Source organism: Rhizobium sp. BK008 (assembly GCF_014197345.1).
GTDB classification, from domain to species: Bacteria; Pseudomonadota; Alphaproteobacteria; order Rhizobiales; family Rhizobiaceae; genus Rhizobium; species Rhizobium anhuiense.
The window spans coordinates 199770-225041 of record NZ_JACIFK010000010.1; the positions used below are offsets into that span (position 1 = coordinate 199770).

Sequence of the window (25272 nt, forward strand, 5' to 3'; positions counted from 1 at the left end):
ACCGTGCCCACGCTGCCTCGCTAAGGATCGTGGTCACCACTGTCAAGCTGTGGATGTCGGTGCAATCTATGGCTTTATTCAACGTTGTATTCCGGCAACAGGAAGTCTGGATGAACGTGTTTCTATTCGATGATGGGCGGAAAGCGTATGCGACAATTGGGCCAGCTTTGCCAGAAAACACGCCTGAGGTGCGCTTGATTTGAAAATTTGATCGTCAAACGGCATGATCGATGCCCTACCAGAGCGATAGGCCACTGTCCTCTGAAAAGCCGCAGATCGGCAGTGGCGATGGGATAGTCGAGGCAGGCCGCTGACAGAGAGCATCGAAGGTTCTGGCCCCAGCTTTTCACAGATGTGCCTTGAGCTTTGCGCCAAGGAATGGGTCTGCCTTGCAACGCCGCCTGGAGAGGTCGTAGCCCTCTCCAGGCGTGATCGCGTATCGGGACACAAAGCGATAGCTAGCATGGCATTCCATCTCAGGAAAAACCCTTGTGAGCAAGTGGATCAAATCTGCTCGTAGACGCTTCCGTTGTAGAATGGATGAGCAGTCCGGAGACGCTGATAGATCGCTTCGTCGTCGCCTGGCGCAATCCCCTGGAACGTCGAACGGCGCGAATTCGCCGTTTTGCGGTCTGGCCTGATGGGACCGGAAGGCTGGCGCGTACCGATCGCGCTGTTTCGAGAACGGTACGCCGACCTCGAGCAAATCGCTAATCCAAATCCTTCCACGTCAGAGGCTGGCCTCGGCTAAGGTCGTGTGCAGCCTTTCTGCCGATGACGTCCGGAAGATGCTTCGGCGGCATGCCATATCCCGGGCGGATCGAACGAACGTGAGCGTGGGTGATTGTTTCACCAGCCTTGACGTCTTGCACTACGAATAATGACCGGCGGAATTTCTCGCTTCCGCGTTCACTTTTGGAGAGGTTATAGCTAACTGACCCAAGGGCCTCCCACGCACTGCGGCAGTCAGAAACAAGTCTGGCGAGTTCATCGGGCTCTAGCGAGAAAGAAGAATCCGGTCCACCGTCATCTCGTGACAAGGTGAAGTGTTTCTCAATGACGCGGGCACCAAGGGCAACGCTGGCGACAGCTGCGGCGGTACCGGGAGTATGATCCGACAACCCGCCGATGACCTGGAATGCTTCCTTCATGTGCGGGATCGTTCGCAGTCTCGCATCGGTGAACGGGGCGGGATAAGCGCTTGTGCAGTGCAATAGAATAATTTCGGAAGCGCCGTTGTCGCGTGCCGTTTGCACGGCTGCCTGGATTTCTGCGAGATCGGCCATGCCCGTCGAAATGATCATGGGTTTTCCGCGTCTCGCGACCGCAGCCACCAGTGGCAGGTCGATGACTTCGAATGAGGCAATCTTGTAGGCCGGAGCGTCAAGGCCTTCGAGAAGCTCGATTGCGGTTTCATCGAAGGGCGTCGAGAGCGGGATGATACCTCTGCTTCTAGCATGTGAAAACAATTCGGCGTGCCATTCATATGGGGTGAACGCCTCGCCATAGAGATCGTACAAAGTGCGCCCATCCCAGAGGCCGCCGCTTATTCGGAAATATTCATTGTCGACGTCAATGGTCAGTGTGTCGGGAGTATAAGTCTGGAACTTCACGGCATCTGCGCCACATTCGGCCGCAACATCGATCGACTTCAAGGCGCGGCCGATATCTCCCAGATGGTTGGCGGAAAGCTCGGCAATGATAAATGGCGGTTGATCGTCCGCAATGCGGCGACCAGCAATAGAGATCTCATGTTGCGTCATCTGCGATCCTTGGAGTTTTGCTCTCATAATTACCCATGCATATTCGTCAACGCAACTCGGTGTTCGAGACGATGACAGCGACCCCAGCTTCGGCAAAGCGGGCTCTGTGCCGCGATCGCGGAAGCACACGATGGCTGGTGACGCGAATTATTCTGTTACCAGGTACGAAGTCAGCGGCTTTGCCCGATCGCATAGAGCAGGAGGCAAAGCCGATAATTTTACGGTTATAATTGTAAGGCTCGTGGATGCCGCGACGATTGGAGAAAAGGATGGAGGCGGGGGCCGTTATCCGAAGAGCCTCTCGTGTTTATATTCGGCAATCGCCCAATCTTCCTCGGTGTCGATATCCTGCATGCGCTCCGCCGGTACCACGATCGACCCGGTGTTGCTGCCCATAAGCATGTGAGTGCGCAGGAAGGCCGCAGTTCGGAACCAGTACCACTGACCCACGTCATGGTAAGCCGTCGGCAAATCCTGGCTACGGACATTGAGGTTTTCTGGGAAATTCAAAAGCACCCTGCCTGCCGCGTCCCGCGCCAGCGATCGCCAGATCGGGTAGGAAAAGGCTGCGATCGGCATCACGACGTCGAAATCGCTGTCCTCGAGGCGTGCCCGTCCGTTGGCCAGGTCTCCGCCCTGTACAAACGGCGCGGTCGGATAAAGACAGCAGCCCAGCGTGTAGTTGTGCCCAATATTGCTGAGTTGCCCGAGGACCTCTTCCAGGACATCGGCGGTCGTTGCGTGGTCGTTGGACGTACGAGCCGACCGCAGGAAGGGCACCTCAGCTCCCGCCGCGCGGGCGACGTCCGCGATCTCGTCGTCGTCGGTCGAAACCAGGACCGAGTCGAAAGCGCCGGACATCAAAGCAGCCTCAACCGACCAGAGAAGCATCGGGCGACCGCGGAAAGGACGAATATTCTTCCGAGGAATGCGCTTGCTGCCACCGCGGGCCGGAATGATGCAAACGGCGTTCGAGCCCTTGTTCAAGCCTCGAACCCACCCTCGATCATTGAGGCGTCAAGGGGCTTCCCGAAAGCGATGTCGCGCGCGGCACGCCGGCCGAGCAAGGCATCGAAATGCTTCGCTTTCATGCCGAAGCCGGGGCGGATCGATCGCAGATTGACGTCGGTAAACATTTCGACCTTTCTGACAGGCTTACGCTGCAACTACTGGGCCGCTCCATCAATCTCAGCACTGGCGGCACGTGCACTGTGACAAACGGATGTAATAGCCATACCGTCTCCTATTAGCGTCAACATATTCGCCTATGCAATCGCTATTCCTATGCCGATGCGGCGGATTGCCGTTCAGTTTCGTGAGCCGTGAAAGATTCTGCGCACCGCAAAATTCCGATACTCTTTTGGTCCTGCCGATAATATGAAGCACGGCGAGCGGCATGCTTGCGCGTTCCGCAATGCAATGGCCCGCGCAGTGACTGCAAGATTGAAGAACCAGTCGAGGATATGCCCTTTATGATAGCTGAATCGGCTTTGACGGATAAGCCTCGGACGGTCGCAGTTATCGTCACATATCAGCCTGATCCCGAAGCGCTGTATCCGCTTATAGAGAGCATCCGCACCCAAGTTGATGGTATCTGTCTGGTCGATAATGGCGACGGGACGAAGCTTCCTTCGTTCGTTTACGACTTCAATATCGAGGTCATCTGTCTGGGCGAGAATTACGGCATCGCCTACGCGCAAAATGTTGCGATCCGCCGAGCCGAGGCGCGGGGTTGTGAATACATCCTGCTGTTGGATCAAGATAGCGTGCCTGCCGCTGGAATGGTCCGGCAACTCATAACCGCTCTCGAAGGCTTGAAGGAAAGGGGGATTGCGGTAGCGGCTGTGGGGCCGAGCTATCTCGACCATCGCCAAGGCGAAACGGCGCCTTTTGTATATCGACAAGGGCTGAAGCTTAAGAGGCGTCCCAGGTCGGAGCAAGAGGAAACAAGCAGTGCCGATTTTCTGATTGCCTCAGGTTCTCTTATTCCCGTCGCCGTCTTCAAGAGTGTTGGTCATATGGAGGAGGGGCTATTCATTGATTATGTCGATATCGAGTGGGGCCTGCGTGCCAAGGAAAAGGGTTTCGGCTTATTTGGCGTGAACGATGCCTTCATGGAACATTCGATGGGGGACGAATGGATTGATTTCAACGGCCGCAGCGTCCCGGTTCATAGCCCTTTGAGGCACTATTATGCGGTTCGCAATGCTGTCTGGCTCATCCGGCGGCGATGGATCGGCTGGGCATGGCGCTTTATATTGGCTCTGCGCATTTTCCGTCAGTTCGTCTTTTTTAGTGTGTTTGGGGTTAAGAGGTGGCACCATTCGAAAATGATGCTTCTCGGAATCTACCATGGCCTGATCGGCCGAACGGGTCGATTGTAATCGGCTCCTTCGTAGGTGGTCCCCGATGATGGAAAGCGGCTTCGCTGCCATGGACTTCACGCCCGAGCAGATCGACGCTTTTTTCCTCGCTGCGTCGAAACTTTGACGATTATCGGGAGAAATACAGGACGTCGCCGTCTCTCTTGAAAAGGACCATCCCGGCAGCAACGGCAACTTTCGCAGAGGCTATGTTGTCGGCCTTTACTTTAGCGCGGACTGTGTGTGTAGGGGCTGTTTCTTCGGCGGCCATCTGAACCATGCGCTTCGCCAATCCGCGCCCGCGAGCATCAGGGGCAACCGTCCAAGATAGCTCTGCGGTTCCATTCGGCTCGCGGTCTATCCTGACGGTTCCGACCGGGATTCCATCTTCCTCGGCAACAAGGAGGCTCCTAGCGGTATTGTTGAGCGTAGCCGTAAGCCACGCAACATGAGAATCATACTCGATCTCTTCGGTGGAGATGCTAGCCGCTCGTGTGGCAGGGTCGTTTCGCCAATCGAAAAGCGCCTTCGCGTCGGAGATTGTTGCCTTACGAAGTATCAACACAGTGGCTCGTCCCTTCGATTTAGCCGCCAATGCAAGCGGGACTCGTCATCAACATTCCACATTAGACCCTAGGCCAGACCGCCACATTGTAGAAGGGTGTGATTCCCTCAGTCTTTCAAAGATAGCATCATCATCGCCAGGCTTGAGGCCGTCGAGGGTCGAACGGAACGCCGCAAGTGATTTTGCCTCGGAGGCTTCCAGGGCAGCGCTCATCTCGCTCTTTGCTGGTAAGACCTCGACCTAAATTGTTGGGCCGCCGGGTGCTTAAGCGTAGCCGAGCTGCGCACCAGCTACGTAGCTTGGCGTGCCGTAAGCACACATCCCTTGTTGAGTGTTAGAGGACTATTCAAATGCCGATTGTGCTGATGAAAGGCTCTTCGGCGGGCTTGGCCGAGCGCGCTCATAACCGCAAGAATTCGGCTCGGACGACCCAAAGAAAGGGGACGCCTCACTGTTAAATGCTTGATCCCGTCAATACTAAGGACGTATGTAATGGCTCCAAAGCTGTCCAAGCCGCTGGCATCGGCTGTCTGAGAAGGCCTCAATGAAATTACTGGATACAACCCTGCGTGATGGCTCGTATGTGATCAATTTCGGTTTTGATCGCAAGCAGACGGCGGACATATGTCTGGAACTTGATGAAGCAGGTGTTGACTTTATCGAAGTTGGACATGGTGTTGGTCTCAATGCCTCTAATAGGGGGCAAGGTGAAGCCAGGGAGACCGATGAGGCCTATATGGCGGCTGCATCTGGAGCGGTAAGAGACGCTAAATGGGGGATGTTTGCGATCCCTGGCATATGCGATCTTGAACACCTTGATGCCTGTATTGATTTTAAAATGGGATTCTTGCGTTTTGGCGTCTCAATAGATGCCTATAAAAAGGCGGTCCCTTTTATCGAAAAAGCCAAGGCAGCCGGTATTATCGCCTGCGTCAACTTTATGAAGTCCTATTCAAGGCCGCCAATTGTCTTCGAAGAGGCTGCGCGCTATGTCGTTGCTGCGGGAGCAGACTATGTCTATATCGTTGATTCCGCAGGCAGTATGGTTCCAAAAACCGTCCGGCAGTACTGTGAGCGGATTAAGGATTTGCCATTCGGCTTCCACGGCCACAACAATTTAGGCTTGGCGGTGGCAAATGCGCTGGAAGCCGAAGCCTGCGGCGCCGCATTGGTCGACACGTCGCTACAGGGAATGGGCCGCTGCACTGGAAACACGATGACAGAGCATTTCGTGGCCCTGATGCATCGTGAAGGTAAATTGGTAAATCTCAATCTCATGCGCCTGCTTGATGCGGCGGAAGAGCATGTGCGGCCGCTTTTAAATCAAGTGGGTCATGACAGCGTCGATCTGGTGTGCGGTTATTCCGGATTTCATTCGAGTTATATGCACGTGATTAGACGCTATGCTCTCAAATATGACGTGGATCCGCGTCTCCTGATCATCGCGGTCTGCCAGGAGAGTCAGTCGGATGCGCCCGATGCTCTGGTGGAGCAAAAGGCCCTGGAATTGAAGGGTCATAGCGCGACGAAACATCACTTTACTCTCAGCCAGTATTACGGGCGCGAACAGGAAAATCTCTGAGCCGGCAATGTCGAAACTGATAGACCGCTATTTCGAGCGCTTTCGCGAGCTGGAATATCCAATCCTCATCGATATTGCTGGCGATCGGCGACGTGAAGTCGCGGGGACAGAACTCGTTCCGATATTGGATCGGTTGGCATCGCTGTTGGGGCAAATGGGTATCCACCCCGGAGATCGTGTCGTCGCCGTAGTGGATAACACTCTTCAAGCAGCCTTGCTGCTGCTGGCTGCGATGCGTCACGGCATTACGCTGTGCATGCAGCCGGCCGATGCAAGCCCTGCCGAGGTCGAGAAGGCGGCCCGCCTGGTTGGGGCGAAATTCACAGTGAATGCCACGGGAAAGACCGTATGCAACACCGAGTCCTGGTGCCTGGATGATTTGCCGGCGGTCGAGAAAGTGCCAGCGGATGTTAGACCCGGGACCCCTCTCACAGTCACATTCACCAGTGGATCGACCGGCGCACCCAAGGGAATCGTTCATGCCGCCGAGAGTTTCCTCGCTTGCGCGGACGCCTTCAACAGGCAGACCAGCATTACGAATATCGATCGCTTCTTGAATGTCATGCCCATGTATTACATGGCAGGAATATTCAATGGCATTCTTGCACCGCTTCAAGCTGGCGCGGCTGTTGTAATCGATTCCGCATTTTCGACAGGGACTGCCCTTAAATTTTGGCGAGTCGTGGCGGAAAACGAAGTATCGGCTTTATGGCTCTCTCCGACCATGTTGTCGCTGGCGACAAAGTTGGATCGTGGAGACAAGCAGCTTCCCAAAGCATTCCGGAGGCTTTTCGTCGGGACGGGCGCGATGCTCAAGTCCGACGCCGAGACATTTGAAGCAACTTACGGACTGGCTCCGCTTCAATCCTATGGGCTCTCGGAGCTTCTGTATGTTTCGGTCGACGACGCAGAATCGCCGTGCTTCGGGACTGTCGGTTGCCCTCTGGAGGGCGTTGAAATTGCGACCGGCGATTCTGGAACCCTTGTCATCACAACGCCCTACGCATTCTTGGGCTACCTCGAAGATGGCAGCGTCAGAACTCCGCAACAACCGTTCGTGACAAGCGACATCGCCAGCTATGACGACAACCGCCTTTCGATCCTTGGACGCAGCGACGATGTGATATTGCGGGGCGGCGTCAATGTGAATCCTTTTGAGGCAGAAGCTTATCTAGCGCCTCTCTTTGGTCAGCGATCTTTCTGCTTGATCGGACTGGCCGACGCGATACTCGGTCAGAAAGTCATTCTCGTCTTGGAGGAGGGACAGCGGCCGCAAGGGGCAGATATTCTTATCAAAGCCCAGAGGCTGATGCGTGAAAAAGGCGGTAGGGTACAAATAGACGGCGTCGCCTATGTCGCGACCTTTCCGATAGGGCCAACGGGAAAGATTCGACGAAAGGACCTCCGGGAGATGCTTGCCGGGGAAACGATTTGAGATGCTTATCCTGGGCCTTAGCCACATCGCACTGAATACCCCGGATATTGAGCGTTCCACCTCGCGTCTTGCCATGCTCGGATATACGACGCGATTTGACGAACCCGATCTCGAAAACCACCCGACCAAGTCCGCGCTCCTCGATCGTTACCAGCGAAGGCATCATATCCGCTCACTTGGCGCTCCGGGCGGGATGAGCATTGAACTTCTGGACCATGGGCACACAGGGGAAATGCAATCAGCAGACCTCATTCCGGTTTTTCAGTCCCCTGAGCCTCTTGCCGGATGGCAAACCCTTAGCCCTGACTGCTTACCGCTGACCGAGGAGGCCTGGGAGCGACTAGAGGTGATGCTGAATGCTCCGCTTAAAGTCTTTTATGATCCAGAGCTGATGCTGATATTCGTCTGGTTCAGTGCGAGCGGAGCATCCGGCCTTTTCGCATGTCTTATGCCGAGCCTCAATGTTGATGCGTCAAAGGAGCTTCTTTCGTCGCTGCGATTTCGTCCCGACGCGGCATCCGGCCTGTGGTCGTTGTTGAGTCCAATTCCAACCCTGCAGGCCAGGCTCTTGCCCATAGAGTACAGCGATCATCCGAACTGGATACTACGCTCACCTCTGGACGCGGCGGGCAGCCCGTGCATCGCGCTTGTCGCGCGGGGCTCCTCCACGCTACGGGGGGATAGTGAATCCTTTGCGCTTACGGTGAACAATAGATCATTGAAAATAATGCTTGTCCGGTCTGAGCATGGACCGGTTATTGAGTTGGTGGAGCCGATCACATGATTATTGACCTGACTATGACTCTGCGGGAGGGTATCATGACTTTTCCCGTACACTGGCATCCTGTTGTGGAAATTACCCAATTGGGACGTTTCGAAGTCGAAGGGCGGGAAACCCGCAAGATCGTTTTGGGCACGCACACCGGCACGCATGTCGATGCGCCCCGTCACTTTGTGCCCAAGGGTGAGACGATCGAAAATACCGACCTCGATATCTACTATGGCCCGGCTCGGGTGCTGGATTTCACTCATCTTCCTGACAAGACCGAAATCACCCGGGAAATGCTTGTTGAACGTATCGGACGGGATTTCCCATCGCGTATTCTGTTTCGCTATGATTGGGAACGGCGTCTCGATAGCCTGAAATATTACAGCGACCATCCCTATCTGAGCGAGGAGGCCTGCGAGTGGATAGTCGAAAACGGCATTCGTCTGGTGGGCTTCGACGCACCTATGCCCGATGACCCGCGCAACGGCCGCGGAAGCGACCGCGACTCTCCCAATCATACGATCCTGTTGGGAGCAGGAGTCGCCATTCTTGAATATCTCGTCAATTTGTCTCAAATTCCGACCAAGGACTTCATCTTATCGGCATTGCCGCTCAAGATTGAAGAAGGCGATGGCGCCCCCGTGCGCGCTATTGCCATTGTCGAATAGCAGGGGTTCCAACAGTGACGGATCTGACCGAATGGGCATGTGCCTTCGTTGAGCAAATCGATCCGAGCTTTTCGGGGCTCGGTAAAGAAGCAAAGCTCGGTGAAAATCTCTTTACCTCGGGGCGTCTCGATTCCATGGCGCTCATGAATTTACTACTCGAAGCGGAGGCGCAATTCGGCTTCACATTTACACCCGAGGCGTTTCAGGATCGACGCCTTCAAACCATTCGAGGTTTGGCCGAGGTCGTCGAGAGCTTGAAAAGCGCAGCATGATTACCAAGGGCGATATTATTGAGGCCCTGCGGTCTGCGGGGCTGACCGCAGGAATGACTGTTTTCAGCCATGCCAATATAGCGTTTTTCGGCCCGGTAGCCGGCGCCGCGAATATGTCCGAGCTTATCGATATCATGCTCGCCGCGTTTAAGTCCGTTCTTGGACCGGACGGGACCCTTGTTCTGCCTGTTTTTACCTATTCGTTCAGCTCCGACAAACAGGATGGCATTTTCGATCTTCAGAAGAGCGTTTCAACGACCTCCGGGCTGGGCAACTGGCTAATCGCAAATGGAATGGGGCGCCGTTCCGCCGACCCGATGCTTTCTGTTGTGGCTCTCGGTGGTTCAGCTGACAGTCTAACGCGCGATATTGACCCGATCTGCTTTGGTCCCCGCAGTATCTGGGCACGGCTGTACGAGGCCGATGCGACTATATGCAATCTGAATCTCGATAGCGGCTCTACCTATCTGCATTGGGTGGAACGCGAATTAGGCGTCGCCTACCGCTCGGATATCCCGATGGTGGGAACGATTATCGACCATGGTAGGCCGCGCGCTGCGAAAATCGTCTACACTGGCCGCTCACTTGCCGATCCAAATGCCGTTCCAAAATTTGAACATTATCACAATGCATCGGTCGCCGCCGGCCTGTCAAAGATAGTGCCGCTTGGACGCGGACAGATTGTTGCGCAATCATGCCGGAAGGCACGCGATTTTCTCGGCGAGTTGCTCGAGAGGAATCCTTATGTATTGACCGCTCGGCACGAGAAGCTGGTCGTTTGAAAATTATGGCGTCGATGCTGGGCACGTGAGGCCGCAGCGACGGGTCGGTCGCACGAGATTCATATGAATGGGGGTTGGAATGGGCTATGATTCAAAAAAGGCCTGGGGTGAGCTTTATTCGGGCGATAGTCCGATCGCTTACCCCGCGGAAGGCGTGATAAGGATATTCAAGGGGAAGTTTCCTGCGCTGACGATGCCGCGCGATCACGCAAACCTTTCCATTTTGGATATGGGCTGCGGCGACGGCAGACATCTGCCATTCCTAAGCGGACTAGGCTTCAATGTCTGCGCAGTCGAGGTCAGCGAGACAATTTGCAGTACGCTACGCAGACGGATGGAAGCCTACGACGTGAAAGTAGACATCCGCGCCGGTCATGCGGGTTCCCTGCCATACGAGGATTCGTTTTTCGACCGTCTCCTGACATGGAACAGCTGCTACTACATGTCATTGAGCGGCCCGCGGTTTGGTGCTCACGTCGCGGAAATGGCCAGGGTCTTAAAACCCGGAGGCTGGATCGTTGCTTCTCTTCCAAAGAAAACCAACTTCATTTTTCAAGATTCGAAGGCAAGTGACGCAACCGGCTATCGAATCATTGCGAACGACTATTTCGGCCTGCGCGATGGCGAAATCATGCGCTGTATCAAAGACCGTGCCGATCTGGTCGAGTCTTTTGAGCCGAAATTCGAAAACTTCTGCCATGCTGATCTCGACATGGAGTGGTTTGGATTGCCCTATCATTGGCACGTCTTTTGTGCGCAGCGAAAGGTTTGATCTAGCCTAATGAGAAAAGTCGACCAGGAGACGATTAGTCGGTGCCATTGGCAACGTGGGCTTTTGCAAAAATTGCGACGCCGGGCCACTGTTCCGTTGAGGAAGATGAGAACCGGTTTAGCTAGGATAGCTGACTTTTTCCGACGTAGAAACTTTGATCGTCTTCTAAAGAATACGTCTTTTTCGGATATTATAATTGTAAATGATGCGCAACTATATGAGCGATCGCTAAACTGGTCTGTGGTTCTGGATAGGAAAGCTATCGATGCATTGAACGACGACGGCGACTACGCTCTTGGCGCCTTTGATCTTTCCGAATGTATACGGCTGTCACTGGCGTTATCGGGCAGGATATGTCGGCGTCTCGCTCGAGTAATGGCGCCAAATTCACCGACCGAGGCTGCGGCTCTGGAGGCTGCGTGGTTTTTTGCCGTTTGGACCGAGATCAGTGTTATCGTGCCGATGCGTCATCTGGCACGGTTTCTTCATAAGAAGTTTGGCGAGAGCCTTATTATTGTCCCCATCGACAGCGGGCAGGTAACGTGTCTCAACCACTGGGCATACAATGAACTTGAGCCCTTCATTTTGGTCGCGGAACTAAGGCGGCGCGGTGCTAGAAGTTTTCTGCTTGCAAGGTCTCAAGAGCTGTCGAACCGGTTTTCCGGCGGAAAAGGTGAACTGAATTTTGTCGCAAACTCTGCCTGGTGGCACTCGCGCGTGGACGCCAAAATCCCCACGACAACGTTCGAAAAGGTTTTCGAGCCGGATGGAATGCGTGATCCCCACAAGGTGCGTTCTACGATTGGGCGGGCTGCTCTCGTCGGGACCGTGCGTGACCCGGCATCGGCAGCGGCAGCCGATATCCACCTATGGAGCGAAGTTGATAACCCGCCTTCCATCAATGTGTCGTTCGATATTGTCTCAGCCTGCAAGGCATTTTCAATCTTCGCTCCCTCCAATCCACCTCCCAAACTCACCGATGCCTTTCTGACATTTGTGGGAGGGCTGTCGAAGGCGGCGTGGGAGAATGCCAATAAAGCCGTAGCTGCCTCCAAGGCCCGCGAGGCCCATGTCTGCGATCATTTATTTTTAGAAGGTGCGTTTATAAGCCACGCCGTGGCCGCCGCTGGCGGAGATATCCGTTTGTGGCCGCACTCTTCCAATGCTGGCCATGTTCCCTTTCAAAAACACGATGCATTAGCCAGTGTGACTGCTATTACGGCGAGCGCCAAGCGGATGTGGTCTAGAGCGCTCACCTCTGAAATCGTAAATATCGACTCGAGTTTCATGCTCTCTGAGGCCTCCAGCGCCCGCTCCTACGCGCTGGAAGAGCCCGTTCACATAGTGGTTTTTGCTGGCGCGCACCGGCTCAACCGAATGCCGACGCTGGATTGTCGTGCGCATAAGGCGGCGTTGCGGAAATTTTTCGGAGCGCTCGGCGAGTTGCCGGACAAATTTCAGGTTCTTGTTAAGCCGAAAGCCTACTGGGAAGAGGCCGACTGGCTTGAACAGTTTTTCCCGATCGGCCATCGTTTTCGCTTCACCGAGCAGACGACAAAGGAGCTGGATCTCCCAAACATGATATTCTCAACCGTCTCGCTGGGCTCGACCGCGCTCTTGGAGGGGATCGGGCGCGGCATCCCCGGCTTGATTGTTCGGGAGTTTCCTATTGTCGACTATACCGCCCTCGATGCTGAGTATTTGCAAGTCGGTGATACCGATTTTGTCATCGGGCAAATCAGGTCCTGCGCCGATCCGGCCTATTATCACATGTTGGCGGAGCAGCATCTTCGTTGGTACGAGACTGAGACGAGTTTTCCTCGTGGAAGCATTTGAGGATTCTTGGCGTGGCGACGTCTGCAGAGGACTACGTCAGGTTCTTGTTGGGGGAATGAGAAATGCGTGATGGCGTGCGTGGTGGTTGGCCTGAAAGGATAGCTGAACCAATGAATTCCGGTACAGCGCACGAATCGGGCCAAGCTGCCTACGATCTGGCTTGCGAGCTGTTTCCGATCAACCGGTCGATTACTGGACCCGGCGTGAGGCAAACGCTTGCGATATTGACGCGGGAAATGCCTGGGTTGACGACTCATTCCGTTCTTTCGGGCACCCAGGCCTTTGACTGGGTCGTACCGGATGAATGGGACGTTCGAGAAGCCTACATCGAAGATCCGGAAGGCAATCGTATCGTCGATTTCAAGGCCAACAATCTCCATCTGATGGGATATTCGGAGCCGGTAAACTGCGAATTGTCCTTGGACGATCTGCAAGCGCATCTTTATTCGCTTCCAGACCAGCCGGATGCAATACCCTATGTTACGTCCTATTACTCCCGCCGGTGGGGATTTTGCCTCAGTCATCATCAGCGCTTGTCGTTGAAACCTGGACAATATCGGGTTCGGATTGACTCTACGCTCGCGCCCGGCAACCTGAATTACGGCGAAATTCTCATCGCCGGTGATAGTGCGGAAGAAATTTTCCTATCCACCTATATTTGTCATCCCTCCATGGCAAACAATGAACTTTCTGGTCCAGTTGTTACAACCGAGATTGTCAAATGGCTAATCTCGCGAGATAGGCTTCCCTATTCATTTCGCGTCATATTCATCCCTGAAACGATTGGCTCTATTTGCTATCTCAGTCGCAATTTGGGGGTTATGAAAGAAAGAATGCGTGCGGGGTTCAACATCACCTGCGTGGGCGATGACCGCGCCTATTCCTTCCTGCCGTCGAGGGACGGCAATACGCTGGCAGATCGCGCGGTGCTCCATGCCTTAGAGCATGTCGCTGGCGAGTTTGAGCGCTATTCTTGGTGGGACCGCGGCAGCGACGAACGGCAATATTGCGCCCCCGGTATCGATTTGCCAGTTGCCTCAATTATGCGATCCAAATACGGCGTTTATCCGGAGTATCATACGTCGCTCGACAATCTGGATCTTATTTCACCGGCTGGCCTTGGTGGGGCTATTCGAGCCGTTCAGGGCGCAATTTTAGCGGTGGAACAGGACCGTCATTATAAGATCAATGTTCTCGGCGAGCCACAGCTTGGAAAGCGGGGCCTCTATCCCACCATTTCCACAAAGACTTCGGGCGCAACCGTCAGACTGATGATGAACGTTATCTCTCAGCTCGACGGCAGAACATCGCTTTTGGAGGTGTCGAATAGGATCGGCGTGGCGATTTGGGATATCTATCCCATCGTCCTGAAACTGGTTGAAGTTGGGCTTGTCGAGGACCTCTCGCTTCCTGCCCAGCCGTCAAATGCTTAAGGGTTAGGTAGGCGCACAGATCAAGGTCACGAGAGATGAATTCGCTACCATCTTCGACGCGGATCGCTGCCGGATAAGCGATCTGCCGGCACACCCGCTCCAGTGTCTGAACCATATCCTCGCCCCGATAGCTGAAGTGTGCGTCTGCCGCCGGAGAGAAGCGAGAGACCGTATCGACCGCTCTGGCGCGGCATATTCACGACAAATTCGGCAAGCGGATCATTGTCAACCCGATCCACCAGAAGTTGGTCCGCCACGAGGCCGGAACTGGATAATTCCGGTGGCAAAATCCTGTGGGAAGCCCTTTTGTCAAATACCCTATTTCCAACACAGCAATTATCGATAGAAGCTAAACTCAATAACGCAGTGTTCCAAATGCCGAGAGAGAGCTAAATGCTTGTATCCAAAAATTCGCTCGAACCTTCTCAGCACGTCAGAAAATCGGCCTGGCTCGAACATGCGCCTTTCGCCTTCTGGGTGATGCAGGAGCTGCGGCCTCGCACCGTGGTCGAACTCGGGACACATAACGGCTTTTCCTTTCTTTCATTCTGCCAGGCAGCCAAGGCGGGTGGGATCGACACAAGAATCTACGCCATAGATACGTGGCAAGGCGACGAGCATGCCGGTCTCTACGAGTCTGAAGTGCACGATTCACTCCGAGCCGAATTGCTCAAGGAATATCCAGGCTTCGGCACCATGGTGCGATCGACTTTTGCCGATGCGAGGCCTCAGTTCGCCGATGGATCCGTCGATCTTCTGCATATCGATGGGCGCCATCGCTATGAGGATGTGCTGGAAGACTTTCAAAGTTGGGAAAGCGCGCTATCCGACAGAGCGGTGGTCCTGTTTCATGATACGCGAGTAGAGACCGGCGACTTCGGTGTCTGGAAGTTTTGGGCGGAGATTTCGGCCGCGCATCCGAACTTCGAGTTTCATCACGGCAATGGTCTGGGCGTTCTCGTCGTGGGCAAGAACGCGCCGGAGGCGTTGAAGGCTCTCTGCGCTCTTACGCCGGAAGAACAAGCCGTCAACCGCATGCTCTACTCGAGGCTGGGCCTCGTCAATTCTCTTGATCACCAGATAGATGTGGCTCGTGAGCAGTTGGGAGTCATTGGGGAGCAGGCAAAGCTGCTGACGGCCGATCGCGACCGTATCGCCAATGCCTTCGAACAACATCGCCAGGCGATGGACATGATGCTGTCTTCGACGAGCTGGAAATTGACGGCTCCGCTCCGGTTGGCGAACCGCGCGGGTGCGCGTATTCCGCAGCTTGCCAGCATGATGCAGATGTTGGCCAAGAGACATGGCGGTTATGCGCGCCTTGCACAGAGATCGCTGAACATCCTGAGGCGGGATGGGTTGGCAGGCGGCAAAACAGCATGGGCGCGCGCCAAGGCATTGCGTCATGGAGGCAACCCGCTTTCCGGCAACGACTATGAGAGCTGGCTTAAGCGATATTCCGGCCTCGATGAGGTGGGACGCGAAAAAATTCGGTCCGAAATTGCGTCGTGGGAAAAACCGCCGCTGATTTCGGTGGTCATGCCGGTCTACAACCCTGAGGTCGATTGGCTGAAGGAAGCGATCGCGTCTGTGCAGGCGCAGCTCTATCCGTCCTGGGAGTTGTGCATCGCGGACGATCGGTCGACGTCCGAGCATGTACGCCCCCTTCTTGAAAAATTCGCCGCTGCTGATCCGCGCATAAAGGTTGTTTATCGCGCTACGAACGGGCATATATCCGAGGCCTCCAATTCCGCATTGAAACTCGCGTCCGGCAGCTGGATGGTTCTTCTCGATCAGGACGATCTTCTTACGGAAGATGCGCTGTATTATGTCGGTCGTGCCATCAGCCGTGAGCCAGACGTTGCGTTGATCTATTCCGACGAGGACAAGATCGAAAACGGCCGGCGTTATGATCCCTACTTCAAGCCGGACTGGAACCCAGATCTGTTGCGGTCGCACAACATGGTTTGCCATCTTGGCGCGTACCGGATGGATCATGTGCGGGCTATCGGCGGCTTTCGGAAGGGCTTTGAAGGCGCGCAGGATTACGATCTGGTGCTGCGCTTCTCTGAGCGCCTGCTGCCGGGGCAGATCTGCCATATCCCGCGGGTGCTGTACCACTGGCGAAGCCATTCCGGCAGCACGGCGCAAAGCGGCGGCAACAAAAATTATGCCGCCATCGCCGGTCAAACCGCCCTGAACGAACATCTGCATCGGACGGGGCTGGCTGGTCACATCGAAATATTGCCGACTGGAATGTACAGGGCGCGGTACGATTTGCCGCCCAATCCTCCGAAGGTAAGCCTGATCATTCCAACGCGAAACGGATTGCGGCTTCTGCGTCAGTGTGTCAGCTCCATTCTCGAGAAGACCACCTATCCCAATTTTGAGATCCTGATCGTCGATAACAATTCGGACGACCATGCGACGCTTCGCTATTTCGACGAAATTCGGTTGCACGAGCGGGTGAAAGTCGTTCGCGATGGACAGGCTTTCAATTATTCCGCAATCAACAACAAGGCCGTCAGTCTTGTCGACGGCGAATATGTGGGCCTCATCAATAACGATATCGAGGTCGTCTCTCCGGATTGGCTGAGCGAAATGGTGGCGATCGCCATGCAGCCGAAGGTCGGAGCGGTCGGCGCGCGGCTGTGGTATCCGGATGACCGGCTGCAACATGGCGGCATCATTCTCGGTATCGGCGGGGTGGCCGGTCATGCCCACAAGATGTTGAGACGCGGCGAACATGGCTATTTCTCGCGGGGCGAGCTCACGCAAACACTGAGCGCGGTAACGGCGGCATGTCTTGTCGTTAAAAAATCCACATACGAACTGGTCGGCGGCCTGGACGCGGAAAATCTCAAGGTCGCGTTCAATGATGTCGATTTCTGCCTGAAGCTCCGAGAGGCGGGCTTCCGGAATGTCTGGACGCCCTACGCTGAACTGCGCCATCACGAGTCGGCAACGCGCGGGGTAGAAGATACTGCCGAAAAGAAAGAGCGCTTCCAATCCGAGGTGCTTTTCATGCTCCGGCGCTGGGAGAAGGTGTTGATGGCGGATCCGGCTTACAACCCTAATCTGACGTTGGAATACGAAGATTTTTCACTTGCATGGCCTCCGCGAAACGATATTGATCCCACCTCGGCGTCCTGACATCCAGATGGACAAAAAATTGAAGTTTACGATTGCCATCGAGCGTTCACGGCGCCTGCGCCAGGAGACAACGATGGAACAGCATGATCGAGAAGAGCACGATGGCGACGCGAGCTAAAAGCAATACCATGCGTGCGCTGGATGATATCCGTGGTGGGTTCGACCAGCGTGAACTATGGCTTTACCTGGGCTGGCGAGAGATAAAGTCGCAATACAGCCGCTCCATCATAGGTCCGTTGTGGCTCACACTTTCCATGGGAATGATGGTTCTTGGTCTCGGTGTGCTTTATTCCCAGATATTGAAGATCGATGTCGCGAATTACCTGCCCAGGCTTGCGATAGGTCTCATCGTCTGGGGCCTGATAAACGGAATTATCATCGGGGCATGCAGGATATTCGCCGTTGCCGGTGGAGCCATGCGGCAGATCAAGATGCCGGTCAGCATGTTTATCTTTCAGTTCATCTGGAGTCAGCTTCTTGTTTTTGTGCATAACTTTCTAATATATATAATTATCGCTATTGTATTTCTGATGAATCCGGGCTGGAATGTCCTTCTGTTCTTTCCGGCGCTCTTTCTTGTTGTCTTAAGTGGATTTTTTATATCGATGATACTCGGTCCGCTATGCGCGCGGTTTCGCGACGTGCCGATGATCATTGGAAGCGTTATGCAAATCGTTTTCTTCATGACCCCAATCATCTGGAGTGCCGACCAGATGCCAAGCCGCGCATGGGTCCTGACCGCAAATCCCTTCTATCATTTTATCGAAATCATCCGGGATCCGTTGCTCGGAAAAACGGGCACTCTACTCAACTGGACGGCGAGTGTTGGCATTACGATTGCCCTTGGCGTGATCGCTACGGTCTTTTTCGCCCGTTACCGCGCACGCGTCGTCTATTGGAGCTGATCCTTGGCTAAAATTTCTCTGAAGGATGTCGTGGTCGACATTCCGATCTACGGCGCCAGCCATCGTTCTTTGAAGAACAGTATTCTCGCTTCAGCCACAGGCGGACAGATAAAGCCCCGTGAAGGCACTGGCTCGGTCGTCATTCGGGCGATCGAAGGTCTGACTTTGGATATCGAACATGGCACGCGCCTTGGCCTGCTCGGCCACAACGGCGCAGGCAAATCGACAATCCTGCGGGTGATGGCCGGCATTTACGAACCGTCGATCGGAACGGCGGAGATCGACGGCGAAGTCGCATCAATGTTCGACATCGGCTTCGGTATGGATGCCGAGTCAAGTGGCTGGGAAAACATCATTCTGCGGGGAATGTATCTCGGATACAGCCGCAAGGAGATCGAGGCCCGCGCAGAAGAGATCGGTGCTTTGACGGGGCTGGGCGAATTTCTCGATATGCCGCTTCGCACTTACAGCGCCGGCATGTCGACAAGGCTTGCCTTCGCGATCTCGACATCGATCAAGCCGGAGATACTGCTTATCGATGAGGGTATCGGCGCAGGCGACGCGGCATTCCTTGCCCAGGCGCAGGAACGGATGCGCACCTTCATTTCCAACGCCGGAATTCTGGTGATGGCGTCTCACTCGAACGATCTGTTACGGGCATGGTGTAAGGAGGGCCTCTGGATGGAGCACGGTCGCATGCGGATGCGTGGCCCTATCGACGATGTCCTTGCAGCTTACACCAAGTCGCTCGGATAGGTGCAACCAGCGAGTTACTCGATGATCTGGCCGGCGGTCACTACGAGACCAACAGGACATCCAAGGCCACGTGCGGCCATCTGGATTTTGGTGGTCAAGCCGTCGTGAGAACGGCCAAGGGCCTGATCTTTAGCCCTTTTTCTCGTCGGAAGCGTGCTGGTGGGCGCGAATGATGGTGCTATCGACGATCAGCTATTCGAAATCACTGTCGTCCGATATCGCCTCATGGAAATGCCACCAGACACCCTTTTGGCTCCACTGGCTTTAGCGACGAAACATGCTGTTCCATGTCGCCGAACAATTCGCTTCGGTTGGGCGCTGCAGATCGCCACAACCCGATTGGTGTGTTATTGGACCCCCGTGACAGATCCCAGGCCAGAATCATTGTTGATATTGGGTCTTGGGATTCCGTATAGCGAATGGTCGGCAGAAAAATAGACTTAGGTGGTCATGGAGACTTCAAATCAGTTGTTTGACGGTTGTCTGAACCCAGAACCGAAATTGCCTATCATTGTGGATCTGGATGGTACGCTGATCCTGTCGGACACCTTGCATGAGTCCGCTGCGGTTGCGCTTTTCCGTAAACCGCTGGTTCTGTTTCACGCGCTGAGACAGCTTGTGAACGGCCGCCATGCACTGAAGGCTGCGCTCGCGAAAGAAGTCGACTTGACCCACGAGGTGTTACCGCTTCGGGAGGATCTCGTCGAATGGTTGCGCAGCAAGGCAGAAGAGGGGCATGAACTCCATCTTTGCTCGGCCGCGAATCAATCCGTGGTAGACGCGGTCGCAAAAAGAGTCGGCATATTCGCCTCGGCCGTCGGTTCTTCAAGCTCAAATCTGAAAGGCAAGGCCAAGGCGCTGTATCTCGAAGGTCGCTTTCCTGACGGCTTCATCTATGTCGGTGACCATGCGGCGGACCTGCCTGTCTGGCAGGCGTCAAAGGGCGTCGTGCCCGCCGGCGTCAGTCAAAGTGTGGCGCGGGAGCTCAAGCGGCGCAACCTGCCGGTGATCGCCGAATTTCATTCGCCGTCACTGAAGTTCAGGGAGTTCTTGAAGGCCATCCGCGTTCATCATTGGACCAAGAACGTTCTGCTCTTTGTTCCACTGATTCTGGCCCATGAATGGACCAACCTCTTACTCATTCTGCAAACCGTCTCAGCATTCGCCTGTCTCCTGGCGGTCACCTCTGCCACCTATTTGCTCAACGACATTGCCGACCTCAATACGGATCGCCAGCATTGGTCGAAACGCTACAGGGCCTTGGCCAGCGGCAAACTGTCCATCCGGGCCGGTTTCATGCTTGCGGGTGGGCTGCTGGTAGGCGGTTTCTTTTTCGCGGCCTTGCTGTCCCCGCAATTCACGCTCGCCCTCCTTGCGTATCTGGTGATAACGGGAGCGTATTCGCTGGGATTGAAGCGGGTTCCTCTGCTCGACACCCTTATTATCGGCATACTTTTCACGACACGCCTCATCATGGGGACGGTCTTGCTCGAGAGTTCGAAGCCGGCATGGCTGCTAACCTTTGCCGTGTTCCTGTTCTTTTCGCTGGCCGTGGCAAAACGTCATACGGAAATTGTGCGGGCAGCGACCAGCGGGTCCCTAAGTCTCAAGAGTCGCGGGTACGAAATCGAGGACGCGCCTTTGACGCTTTCGCTCGGTATCGGCACCGCTCTGGCGTCGCTCGTCGTCCTGATGATCTTCGTCTTGCAGGAAATGTTGCCTGGCAAAGCCTATTCCTCTCCGCATTTCCTGGGTGGAATTCCTATCATGCTGTCGATTTGGCTTGGCAGAATCTGGCTTCTGGCACACCGGGGGAAGATGAACGACGACCCGGTCAGCTTTGCCATTCGAGACCGTATCAGCGCTGGTCTCGGCGTCGTGGTGGCGATCTTGTTCCTGGCCGCACTATGACCAGATTCGAGCCGGCCGATGTCCGTTCGTGGGGTAATGTGCTGCAGGCGAAACACCATGCAGCTTTTCCTGCCTGGCGAGACCAGCTTGCCCGCATCGTGCTGTCCGGCCGCCAGGAAGGGCGAACGCTTTTGGCGACGGGCCTGCGCCGCTCCTATGGTGACAGTGGCCTCAATCCCGAAGGCGGATTGATTGATATGACCGGTCTCGACCGGATCATTGACTTTGATCGAGAGCGCCGCCTTGTTCGGGTGGAAGCAGGCTTGTCGTTCGACGCCTTGCTCGGGGTCATCGTCCGCCAGGGATTCTTTCTACCTGTGACACCCGGCACGCGTTTCGTGACGATGGGCGGCGCCGTCGCAAACGATGTTCACGGCAAGAACCATCATATCAACGGCACCATCGGACGCTGGGTCCGCAGGATCGGGTTGATGCGCTCCAACGGCGAGGAACTTGAGCTAACGCTCGAAAGCGATCCCCAGCTGTTTTCTGCGACGATCGGCGGCCTGGGGCTGACCGGTGCAATAACCTGGGTTGAACTGGAAGTCCTGCCGATCGAGAGCGCGGTCATGGATGCCGAAAACATTCCCTTTGACAATCTCGACATGTTCTTCTCTCTGGCAGCCGAGAGCGACAACGCGTTCGACTACACGGTCTCCTGGATCGATTGCCTCGCAAAAGGCGCATCCCTGGGTCGCGGAATTTTCACGCGTGGCAACCACGCAAAGACCGGCTCTCGCCTGCCGGGCCGCGGGAACACCAAGTTCACGATGCCGCTCAGCCTTCCCAGCCTCTGCATGAACCGTTATTCGATCAGCGCTTTCAATTCGCTGTATTTCTGGAACGGCAAGCGAAAGGCCGGGAAGCAGAACATACCGATATATCAGTTCTTCTATCCGCTCGATTCCATCGGGCGTTGGAACCGGATGTATGGCAGCAAGGGAATGTATCAGTTTCAGTCGGTGGTACCGCCGGCCGTCGAGAAAGACGCTACGAAAGAAATGCTAAAGACCATCTCCGCCAGCGGGCAGGGGTCGTTTCTAGCCGTTCTCAAGACATTCGGCGCGATTTCCTCGCCCGGAATGCTGTCTTTCCCGCGACCGGGAACGACATTGGCGCTGGATTTTCCAAATCATGGCGAGACCACCTCGAGGCTGATGGCTCGGCTCGATGATATCGTGCTGGAAGCGGGCGGTCGGCTCTACCCTGCCAAGGATGGCCGTATGCCGGCACGAATGTTCAAGGCCGGTTATCCGGCTTGGCAGGACTTCGCCAAATACGTAGATAGCGGGTTCAGTTCGCATTTCTGGAAGCGTGTATCGCAAGAGTAAGGGGGCTCCATTGCGGGTTATCATTTTAGGGGCCACCTCGGCGATCGCCTCTGCGGCCGCGAGGCTTTATGCAGCAGAAGGCGCAAGCCTGCTGCTGGTCGGGCGGGACGAAAATCGTCTGGCGCAAGCTGCAGCGGATCTGAAGATGCGTGGCGCGGAGACCGCCGAAGTTGCCATCAGCGATCTCGGTGACCCGGCTGACGTCGAGAAGCGGCTGGGCGCATTCGTAAGGCAGCTTGGCGGCGTCGATCACGTTCTCCTGGCCTATGGCATCCTCGGCAATCAGGGCGAGGCCGAGCGCGATTTGACTGAGGCGGAAACGATCCTGCGGGTCAATTTCAACTCGGCTGCCGCGTGGTGCCTTGCGACGGCCAACATTATCGAGAAGCAGGGCCGCGGCACGCTCGCCGTCATCGGTTCGGTTGCAGGCGACAGGGGCCGCCGAGCCAACTTCATCTACGGGGCGTCGAAAGCTGGTCTGGAGGCGCTGGTTGTCGGCATAGCGCATCGTTTTGCCGATAAGGGGCCGCGGGCTGTGCTCATCAAACCCGGTCCGACGATGACACCGATGACCGAGGGCATGAACCGCAAGGGTGCGCTCTGGGCCAAGCCGGAACAAGTCGCGGCAATCGTTCATGCGCGTGCGTATCGAGGCGGCCCGGTGGCGTATGCTCCGGGCTTCTGGCGCTACATCATGTTGATCATTCGGAACCTTCCGAGCGCCATTTTCAACCGGATGGAAATTTGATGTCGAAGATAGTCATTACCGGAGCAGCCGGTCTGGTCGGTCAGAACGTCATTGCTCGATTGAAGAGCGAGCCCGGCCTGCAGATCGTGGGTATCGACAAACATCCGAGCAATACCGCGTTGCTTCGCCGGCTTCATCCCGAAATCGAGGTGATCGAAGCCGATCTTGCGGTGGACGGTCCATGGAAGGACGCTCTTGCCGACGCATCTGCCGTTCTGTTGAACCAGGCGCAGATCGGCGGCCTCGACGAGCAGGAATTTATCGACAACAACGTCGTGGCCACCGAGCAGATCGTCGCAGCTATGCGCAAGCACGGCGTCCCGTATTTCGTGCACATCTCGTCATCCGTGGTGCATTCCAAGGCCGAGGACTTCTATACAAGCTCCAAGACTGCGCAGGAACGTTTGATCGACACTGTAACCGATATCCCGCATGTTGTGTTGCGGCCGACATTGATGTTCGGGTGGTTCGATCGGAAGCATCTGGGCTGGCTTCGCCGCTTCATGGACCGCGTGCCTGTCTTTCCTATCCCCGGCGACGGAAAATTCATCCGCCAACCGCTGTATGTCGGCGATTTCGCAGCCATTATCATTTCGTCGCTGCGCAACAAGCCGGTCGGGAGCTTCGACATATCGGGGCTGGAGCAGATCTACTACGGCGACGTGATTCGAATGATTCATGACACCGTGAAGCCGAGAGCACGCATCATCAGGGTGCCCTACCGGCTGTTCTGGCTGTTGCTGTTCGTCTACGGCAAGTTCAGCAGCAAGCCTCCCTTTACGACCAGTCAGCTTGAGGCTCTCGTCATCCCTGAGACGTTTCCGGTCATCGATTGGCCGGGATTGTTCGATGTTTCACCGACGCCGCTGCGCGAAGCGATCCGCCAAAGCTACCTGGATCCGGTTTACAGCAGCATCGTATTGGAGTTTTAGGAGACGTGACATGAGCCGGGTTGTGGTTATAGGCGCTGGCGCCATGGGACTGGCGGCAGCGCACAGAGCTGTGAGTTTAGGTCACGACGTTGATCTCATCGAGGCGGATAGCGTCGCGGGTGGGATGGCGGCGCATTTCGATTTCGGCGGCGTGTCGATCGAGCGGTTCTACCACTTCGTATGCAAATCGGATGAACCGACGTTTGCCTTAATGAAGGAACTCGGTATCGGCGATCGCATGCGCTGGCGGCCGACATCGATGGGCTACTACATGAAGGGACAGATCCATTCCTGGGGGGATCCGATCAGTCTGTTGAAATTCCCGCATCTCAGCCTCATTGCCAAGATTCGCACCGGTCTGCAGATGTTCCTGACCACGAAGGCGAAGAGCTTCGCTTCTATCGAAAGCAAGACCGCCCGAGAGTGGCTGGAAGGCGGTTCGGGGCGGGAAGTGTACAACACGCTCTGGAAGCGCCTCATGGAACTGAAGTTCTATGAGCTCGCAAACGACGTATCCGCATCCTGGATTGCCACGCGGGTCCGGCGCATTGGCAATTCGCGGCGTTCCCTCTTTCAGGAGGAACTGGGTTACATCGAAGGCGGCAGCCAGACGCTCGTGGACGCCCTTGTTTCCGCCTACACGACGCAAGGCGGCCGTCTGCATCTCGGGATGCCCGTGGAGCGTATCGAGACCGAGGCAGGCAGGACGACGGGAGTGACGGCGGCGGGAAAATTCTTCCCCGCGGACGCCGTCATTTCGACTGTGCCGACACCTTATATCTCCACGCTTGTCCCGTCTCTGCCGGAAGCGTCGAAAGCGAAATACGACGCCATCCGAAACATCGGCGTCGTCTGCCTGCTGTTCAAACTGAAGAAATCCGTCAGCCGAAACTTCTGGATCAATATCGTCGATGAAAGCATCGAGATTCCGGGACTGATCGAGTTTTCCAACTTACGGCCGGTCGAGAGCACGATCGTCTATGTTCCCTATTATATGCCGACCAGCCAGGCGAAGTGGCAATGGAGCGATAGCCAGTTCGTTGAGGAGGCCTTTGGCTATCTGCGCAAGGTCAATCCAGCGATCACCCGGGACGATCTCATAGAGGCCAAGGTCGGGCGGCTGAAACACGCGCAGCCTGTCTGCGAACCAAACTTCCTCGACAAGCTGCCGCCGATCCAGACGCCGATCGCCGGCCTGCAGATTGCCGACACCTGTTATTACTATCCCGAGGATCGCGGGATTGCTGAAAGTGTCCGCTACGGCCGGAATATGGCGGAGGCATTGACTTGATAAGG

The 25272-nt window shown here is 55.5% G+C and carries 22 protein-coding genes and 2 pseudogenes; 18 read left to right on the forward strand and 6 right to left on the reverse strand.

Going from position 1 to position 25272, the window contains the following annotated elements:
* Positions 1–710: 710 nt before the first annotated feature.
* The 3 genes from pseI to FHT69_RS30215 all read right to left on the reverse strand — a co-directional run bounded on the left by pseI (position 711) and on the right by FHT69_RS30215 (position 2929).
* Positions 711–1763 carry a pseudaminic acid synthase gene (gene pseI / locus FHT69_RS30205; RefSeq protein WP_183906358.1) on the reverse strand — a complete coding sequence of 351 codons (1053 nt, stop codon included), beginning with the start codon at positions 1761–1763 and terminating at the stop codon, positions 711–713.
* A 285-nt stretch (positions 1764–2048) separates the two neighbouring features.
* The gene (pseF, locus tag FHT69_RS30210) at positions 2049–2750 is read right to left on the reverse strand and encodes a pseudaminic acid cytidylyltransferase (protein WP_183904498.1); all 702 of its coding nucleotides are present in this window, start codon (positions 2748–2750) and stop codon (positions 2049–2051) included.
* A complete protein-coding gene (locus FHT69_RS30215) occupies positions 2747–2929 on the reverse strand; it encodes an SAF domain-containing protein (protein ID WP_281414286.1) in 183 nt (60 codons plus the stop codon). The genes pseF and FHT69_RS30215 overlap by 4 nt, the downstream gene beginning before the upstream one ends.
* A gap of 306 nt (positions 2930–3235) precedes the next feature.
* Here FHT69_RS30215 and FHT69_RS30220 point away from each other — a divergent pair, with 306 nt between their 5' ends.
* The gene (locus FHT69_RS30220) at positions 3236–4147 is read left to right on the forward strand and encodes a glycosyltransferase family 2 protein (protein ID WP_052213356.1); all 912 of its coding nucleotides are present in this window, start codon (positions 3236–3238) and stop codon (positions 4145–4147) included.
* A gap of 109 nt (positions 4148–4256) precedes the next feature.
* On the opposite strand, the gene FHT69_RS30225 is transcribed toward FHT69_RS30220, so the two are convergent.
* Positions 4257–4691, reverse strand: a complete 435-nt coding sequence (locus FHT69_RS30225) for a GNAT family N-acetyltransferase (protein ID WP_245294605.1) — start codon at positions 4689–4691, stop codon at positions 4257–4259.
* Positions 4692–5235: 544 nt separating this feature from the next.
* Between FHT69_RS30225 and FHT69_RS30230 the strand changes: the two genes are divergently transcribed.
* From FHT69_RS30230 to FHT69_RS30270, 9 genes are all read left to right on the forward strand, one after another.
* Positions 5236–6273, forward strand: a complete 1038-nt coding sequence (locus FHT69_RS30230) for a 4-hydroxy-2-oxovalerate aldolase (RefSeq protein WP_183904192.1) — start codon at positions 5236–5238, stop codon at positions 6271–6273.
* 7 nt (positions 6274–6280) lie between these two features.
* Positions 6281–7708, forward strand: coding sequence for a class I adenylate-forming enzyme family protein (locus tag FHT69_RS30235; protein ID WP_183904193.1), 1428 nt, complete (start codon positions 6281–6283; stop codon positions 7706–7708).
* A gap of 1 nt (position 7709) precedes the next feature.
* Positions 7710–8492 carry a hypothetical protein gene (locus tag FHT69_RS30240; RefSeq protein WP_183904194.1) on the forward strand — a complete coding sequence of 261 codons (783 nt, stop codon included), beginning with the start codon at positions 7710–7712 and terminating at the stop codon, positions 8490–8492.
* A gap of 14 nt (positions 8493–8506) precedes the next feature.
* The gene (locus FHT69_RS30245; protein WP_280952049.1) at positions 8507–9145 is read left to right on the forward strand and encodes a cyclase family protein; all 639 of its coding nucleotides are present in this window, start codon (positions 8507–8509) and stop codon (positions 9143–9145) included.
* Positions 9146–9159: 14 nt separating this feature from the next.
* Positions 9160–9417 carry an acyl carrier protein gene (locus FHT69_RS30250; RefSeq protein ID WP_047613696.1) on the forward strand — a complete coding sequence of 86 codons (258 nt, stop codon included), beginning with the start codon at positions 9160–9162 and terminating at the stop codon, positions 9415–9417.
* Positions 9414–10199: an AAC(3) family N-acetyltransferase gene (locus FHT69_RS30255; RefSeq protein ID WP_183904195.1), complete on the forward strand. Its 786-nt coding sequence runs from the start codon at positions 9414–9416 to the stop codon at positions 10197–10199. Before FHT69_RS30250 ends, FHT69_RS30255 begins: the two co-directional genes overlap by 4 nt.
* 79 nt (positions 10200–10278) lie before the next feature.
* On the forward strand, positions 10279–10971 hold the full coding sequence (locus FHT69_RS30260) for a bifunctional 2-polyprenyl-6-hydroxyphenol methylase/3-demethylubiquinol 3-O-methyltransferase UbiG (RefSeq protein WP_183904196.1): 693 nt from the start codon (positions 10279–10281) through the stop codon (positions 10969–10971).
* Between the two features lie 270 nt (positions 10972–11241).
* Positions 11242–12807 carry a hypothetical protein gene (locus FHT69_RS30265; protein WP_183904197.1) on the forward strand — a complete coding sequence of 522 codons (1566 nt, stop codon included), beginning with the start codon at positions 11242–11244 and terminating at the stop codon, positions 12805–12807.
* Positions 12808–12869: 62 nt separating this feature from the next.
* Positions 12870–14240: a DUF4910 domain-containing protein gene (locus FHT69_RS30270; RefSeq protein ID WP_210304385.1), complete on the forward strand. Its 1371-nt coding sequence runs from the start codon at positions 12870–12872 to the stop codon at positions 14238–14240.
* A 6-nt stretch (positions 14241–14246) separates the two neighbouring features.
* Here FHT69_RS30270 and FHT69_RS34400 read toward each other — a convergent pair.
* A pseudogene (locus FHT69_RS34400) lies at positions 14247–14418 on the reverse strand (IS3 family transposase); the annotation flags it as partial.
* 215 nt (positions 14419–14633) lie between these two features.
* On the opposite strand from FHT69_RS34400, the gene FHT69_RS30275 reads away from it, so the two are divergent.
* The 3 genes from FHT69_RS30275 to FHT69_RS30285 all read left to right on the forward strand — a co-directional run bounded on the left by FHT69_RS30275 (position 14634) and on the right by FHT69_RS30285 (position 19054).
* Positions 14634–17393: a glycosyltransferase gene (locus FHT69_RS30275; RefSeq protein WP_183904198.1), complete on the forward strand. Its 2760-nt coding sequence runs from the start codon at positions 14634–14636 to the stop codon at positions 17391–17393.
* Positions 17394–17476: 83 nt separating this feature from the next.
* Positions 17477–18298 (forward strand): ABC transporter permease, encoded by an 822-nt coding sequence (locus FHT69_RS30280; RefSeq protein WP_183904199.1) that lies wholly within the window; start codon positions 17477–17479, stop codon positions 18296–18298.
* Positions 18299–18301: 3 nt separating this feature from the next.
* Complete coding sequence (locus FHT69_RS30285) at positions 18302–19054, forward strand: ABC transporter ATP-binding protein (protein WP_047613705.1); 753 nt, start codon at positions 18302–18304, stop codon at positions 19052–19054.
* 26 nt (positions 19055–19080) lie between these two features.
* Here the strand turns inward: FHT69_RS30285 and FHT69_RS30290 are convergent.
* Positions 19081–19439 (reverse strand): annotated as a pseudogene (locus FHT69_RS30290) (IS5/IS1182 family transposase); the annotation flags it as partial.
* A gap of 65 nt (positions 19440–19504) precedes the next feature.
* Here FHT69_RS30290 and FHT69_RS30295 point away from each other — a divergent pair.
* Genes FHT69_RS30295 through FHT69_RS30315 form a run of 5 tightly spaced genes read left to right on the forward strand, consistent with a single transcriptional unit; the run spans position 19505 to position 25267 of the window.
* Entirely contained in the window at positions 19505–20965 is a 1461-nt protein-coding gene (locus FHT69_RS30295) for a UbiA family prenyltransferase (RefSeq protein ID WP_183904200.1), read from the forward strand.
* Positions 20966–21003: 38 nt separating this feature from the next.
* Positions 21004–22296, forward strand: a complete 1293-nt coding sequence (locus FHT69_RS30300) for an FAD-binding oxidoreductase (protein WP_312865640.1) — start codon at positions 21004–21006, stop codon at positions 22294–22296.
* 10 nt (positions 22297–22306) lie between these two features.
* Positions 22307–23044 (forward strand): SDR family NAD(P)-dependent oxidoreductase, encoded by a 738-nt coding sequence (locus tag FHT69_RS30305; RefSeq protein ID WP_210304387.1) that lies wholly within the window; start codon positions 22307–22309, stop codon positions 23042–23044.
* Complete coding sequence (locus tag FHT69_RS30310) at positions 23044–23976, forward strand: NAD-dependent epimerase/dehydratase family protein (protein WP_183904203.1); 933 nt, start codon at positions 23044–23046, stop codon at positions 23974–23976. Before FHT69_RS30305 ends, FHT69_RS30310 begins: the two co-directional genes overlap by 1 nt.
* Positions 23977–23986: 10 nt before the next feature.
* The gene (locus tag FHT69_RS30315; protein ID WP_183904204.1) at positions 23987–25267 is read left to right on the forward strand and encodes an NAD(P)/FAD-dependent oxidoreductase; all 1281 of its coding nucleotides are present in this window, start codon (positions 23987–23989) and stop codon (positions 25265–25267) included.
* The last annotated feature ends 5 nt before the right edge of the window (positions 25268–25272 follow it).

Excerpts from the sequence above, each read along its gene's own strand:
- pseI (WP_183906358.1), bottom strand. The coding sequence starts at position 1,763 with ATGACGCAACATGAGATCTCTATTGCTGGTCGCCGCATTGCGGACGAT.
- FHT69_RS30230 (WP_183904192.1), top strand. The coding sequence starts at position 5,236 with ATGAAATTACTGGATACAACCCTGCGTGATGGCTCGTATGTGATCAAT.
- FHT69_RS30275 (WP_183904198.1), top strand. The coding sequence starts at position 14,634 with ATGCTTGTATCCAAAAATTCGCTCGAACCTTCTCAGCACGTCAGAAAA.
- FHT69_RS30245 (WP_280952049.1), top strand. The coding sequence starts at position 8,507 with ATGACTCTGCGGGAGGGTATCATGACTTTTCCCGTACACTGGCATCCT.
- FHT69_RS30240 (WP_183904194.1), top strand. The coding sequence starts at position 7,710 with ATGCTTATCCTGGGCCTTAGCCACATCGCACTGAATACCCCGGATATT.
- FHT69_RS30220 (WP_052213356.1), top strand. The coding sequence starts at position 3,236 with ATGATAGCTGAATCGGCTTTGACGGATAAGCCTCGGACGGTCGCAGTT.
- FHT69_RS30270 (WP_210304385.1), top strand. The coding sequence starts at position 12,870 with ATGCGTGATGGCGTGCGTGGTGGTTGGCCTGAAAGGATAGCTGAACCA.
- FHT69_RS30260 (WP_183904196.1), top strand. The coding sequence starts at position 10,279 with ATGGGCTATGATTCAAAAAAGGCCTGGGGTGAGCTTTATTCGGGCGAT.
- FHT69_RS30315 (WP_183904204.1), top strand. The coding sequence starts at position 23,987 with ATGAGCCGGGTTGTGGTTATAGGCGCTGGCGCCATGGGACTGGCGGCA.
- FHT69_RS30255 (WP_183904195.1), top strand. The coding sequence starts at position 9,414 with ATGATTACCAAGGGCGATATTATTGAGGCCCTGCGGTCTGCGGGGCTG.
- FHT69_RS30235 (WP_183904193.1), top strand. The coding sequence starts at position 6,281 with ATGTCGAAACTGATAGACCGCTATTTCGAGCGCTTTCGCGAGCTGGAA.
- FHT69_RS30280 (WP_183904199.1), top strand. The coding sequence starts at position 17,477 with ATGATCGAGAAGAGCACGATGGCGACGCGAGCTAAAAGCAATACCATG.
- FHT69_RS30295 (WP_183904200.1), top strand. The coding sequence starts at position 19,505 with ATGGAGACTTCAAATCAGTTGTTTGACGGTTGTCTGAACCCAGAACCG.
- FHT69_RS30310 (WP_183904203.1), top strand. The coding sequence starts at position 23,044 with ATGTCGAAGATAGTCATTACCGGAGCAGCCGGTCTGGTCGGTCAGAAC.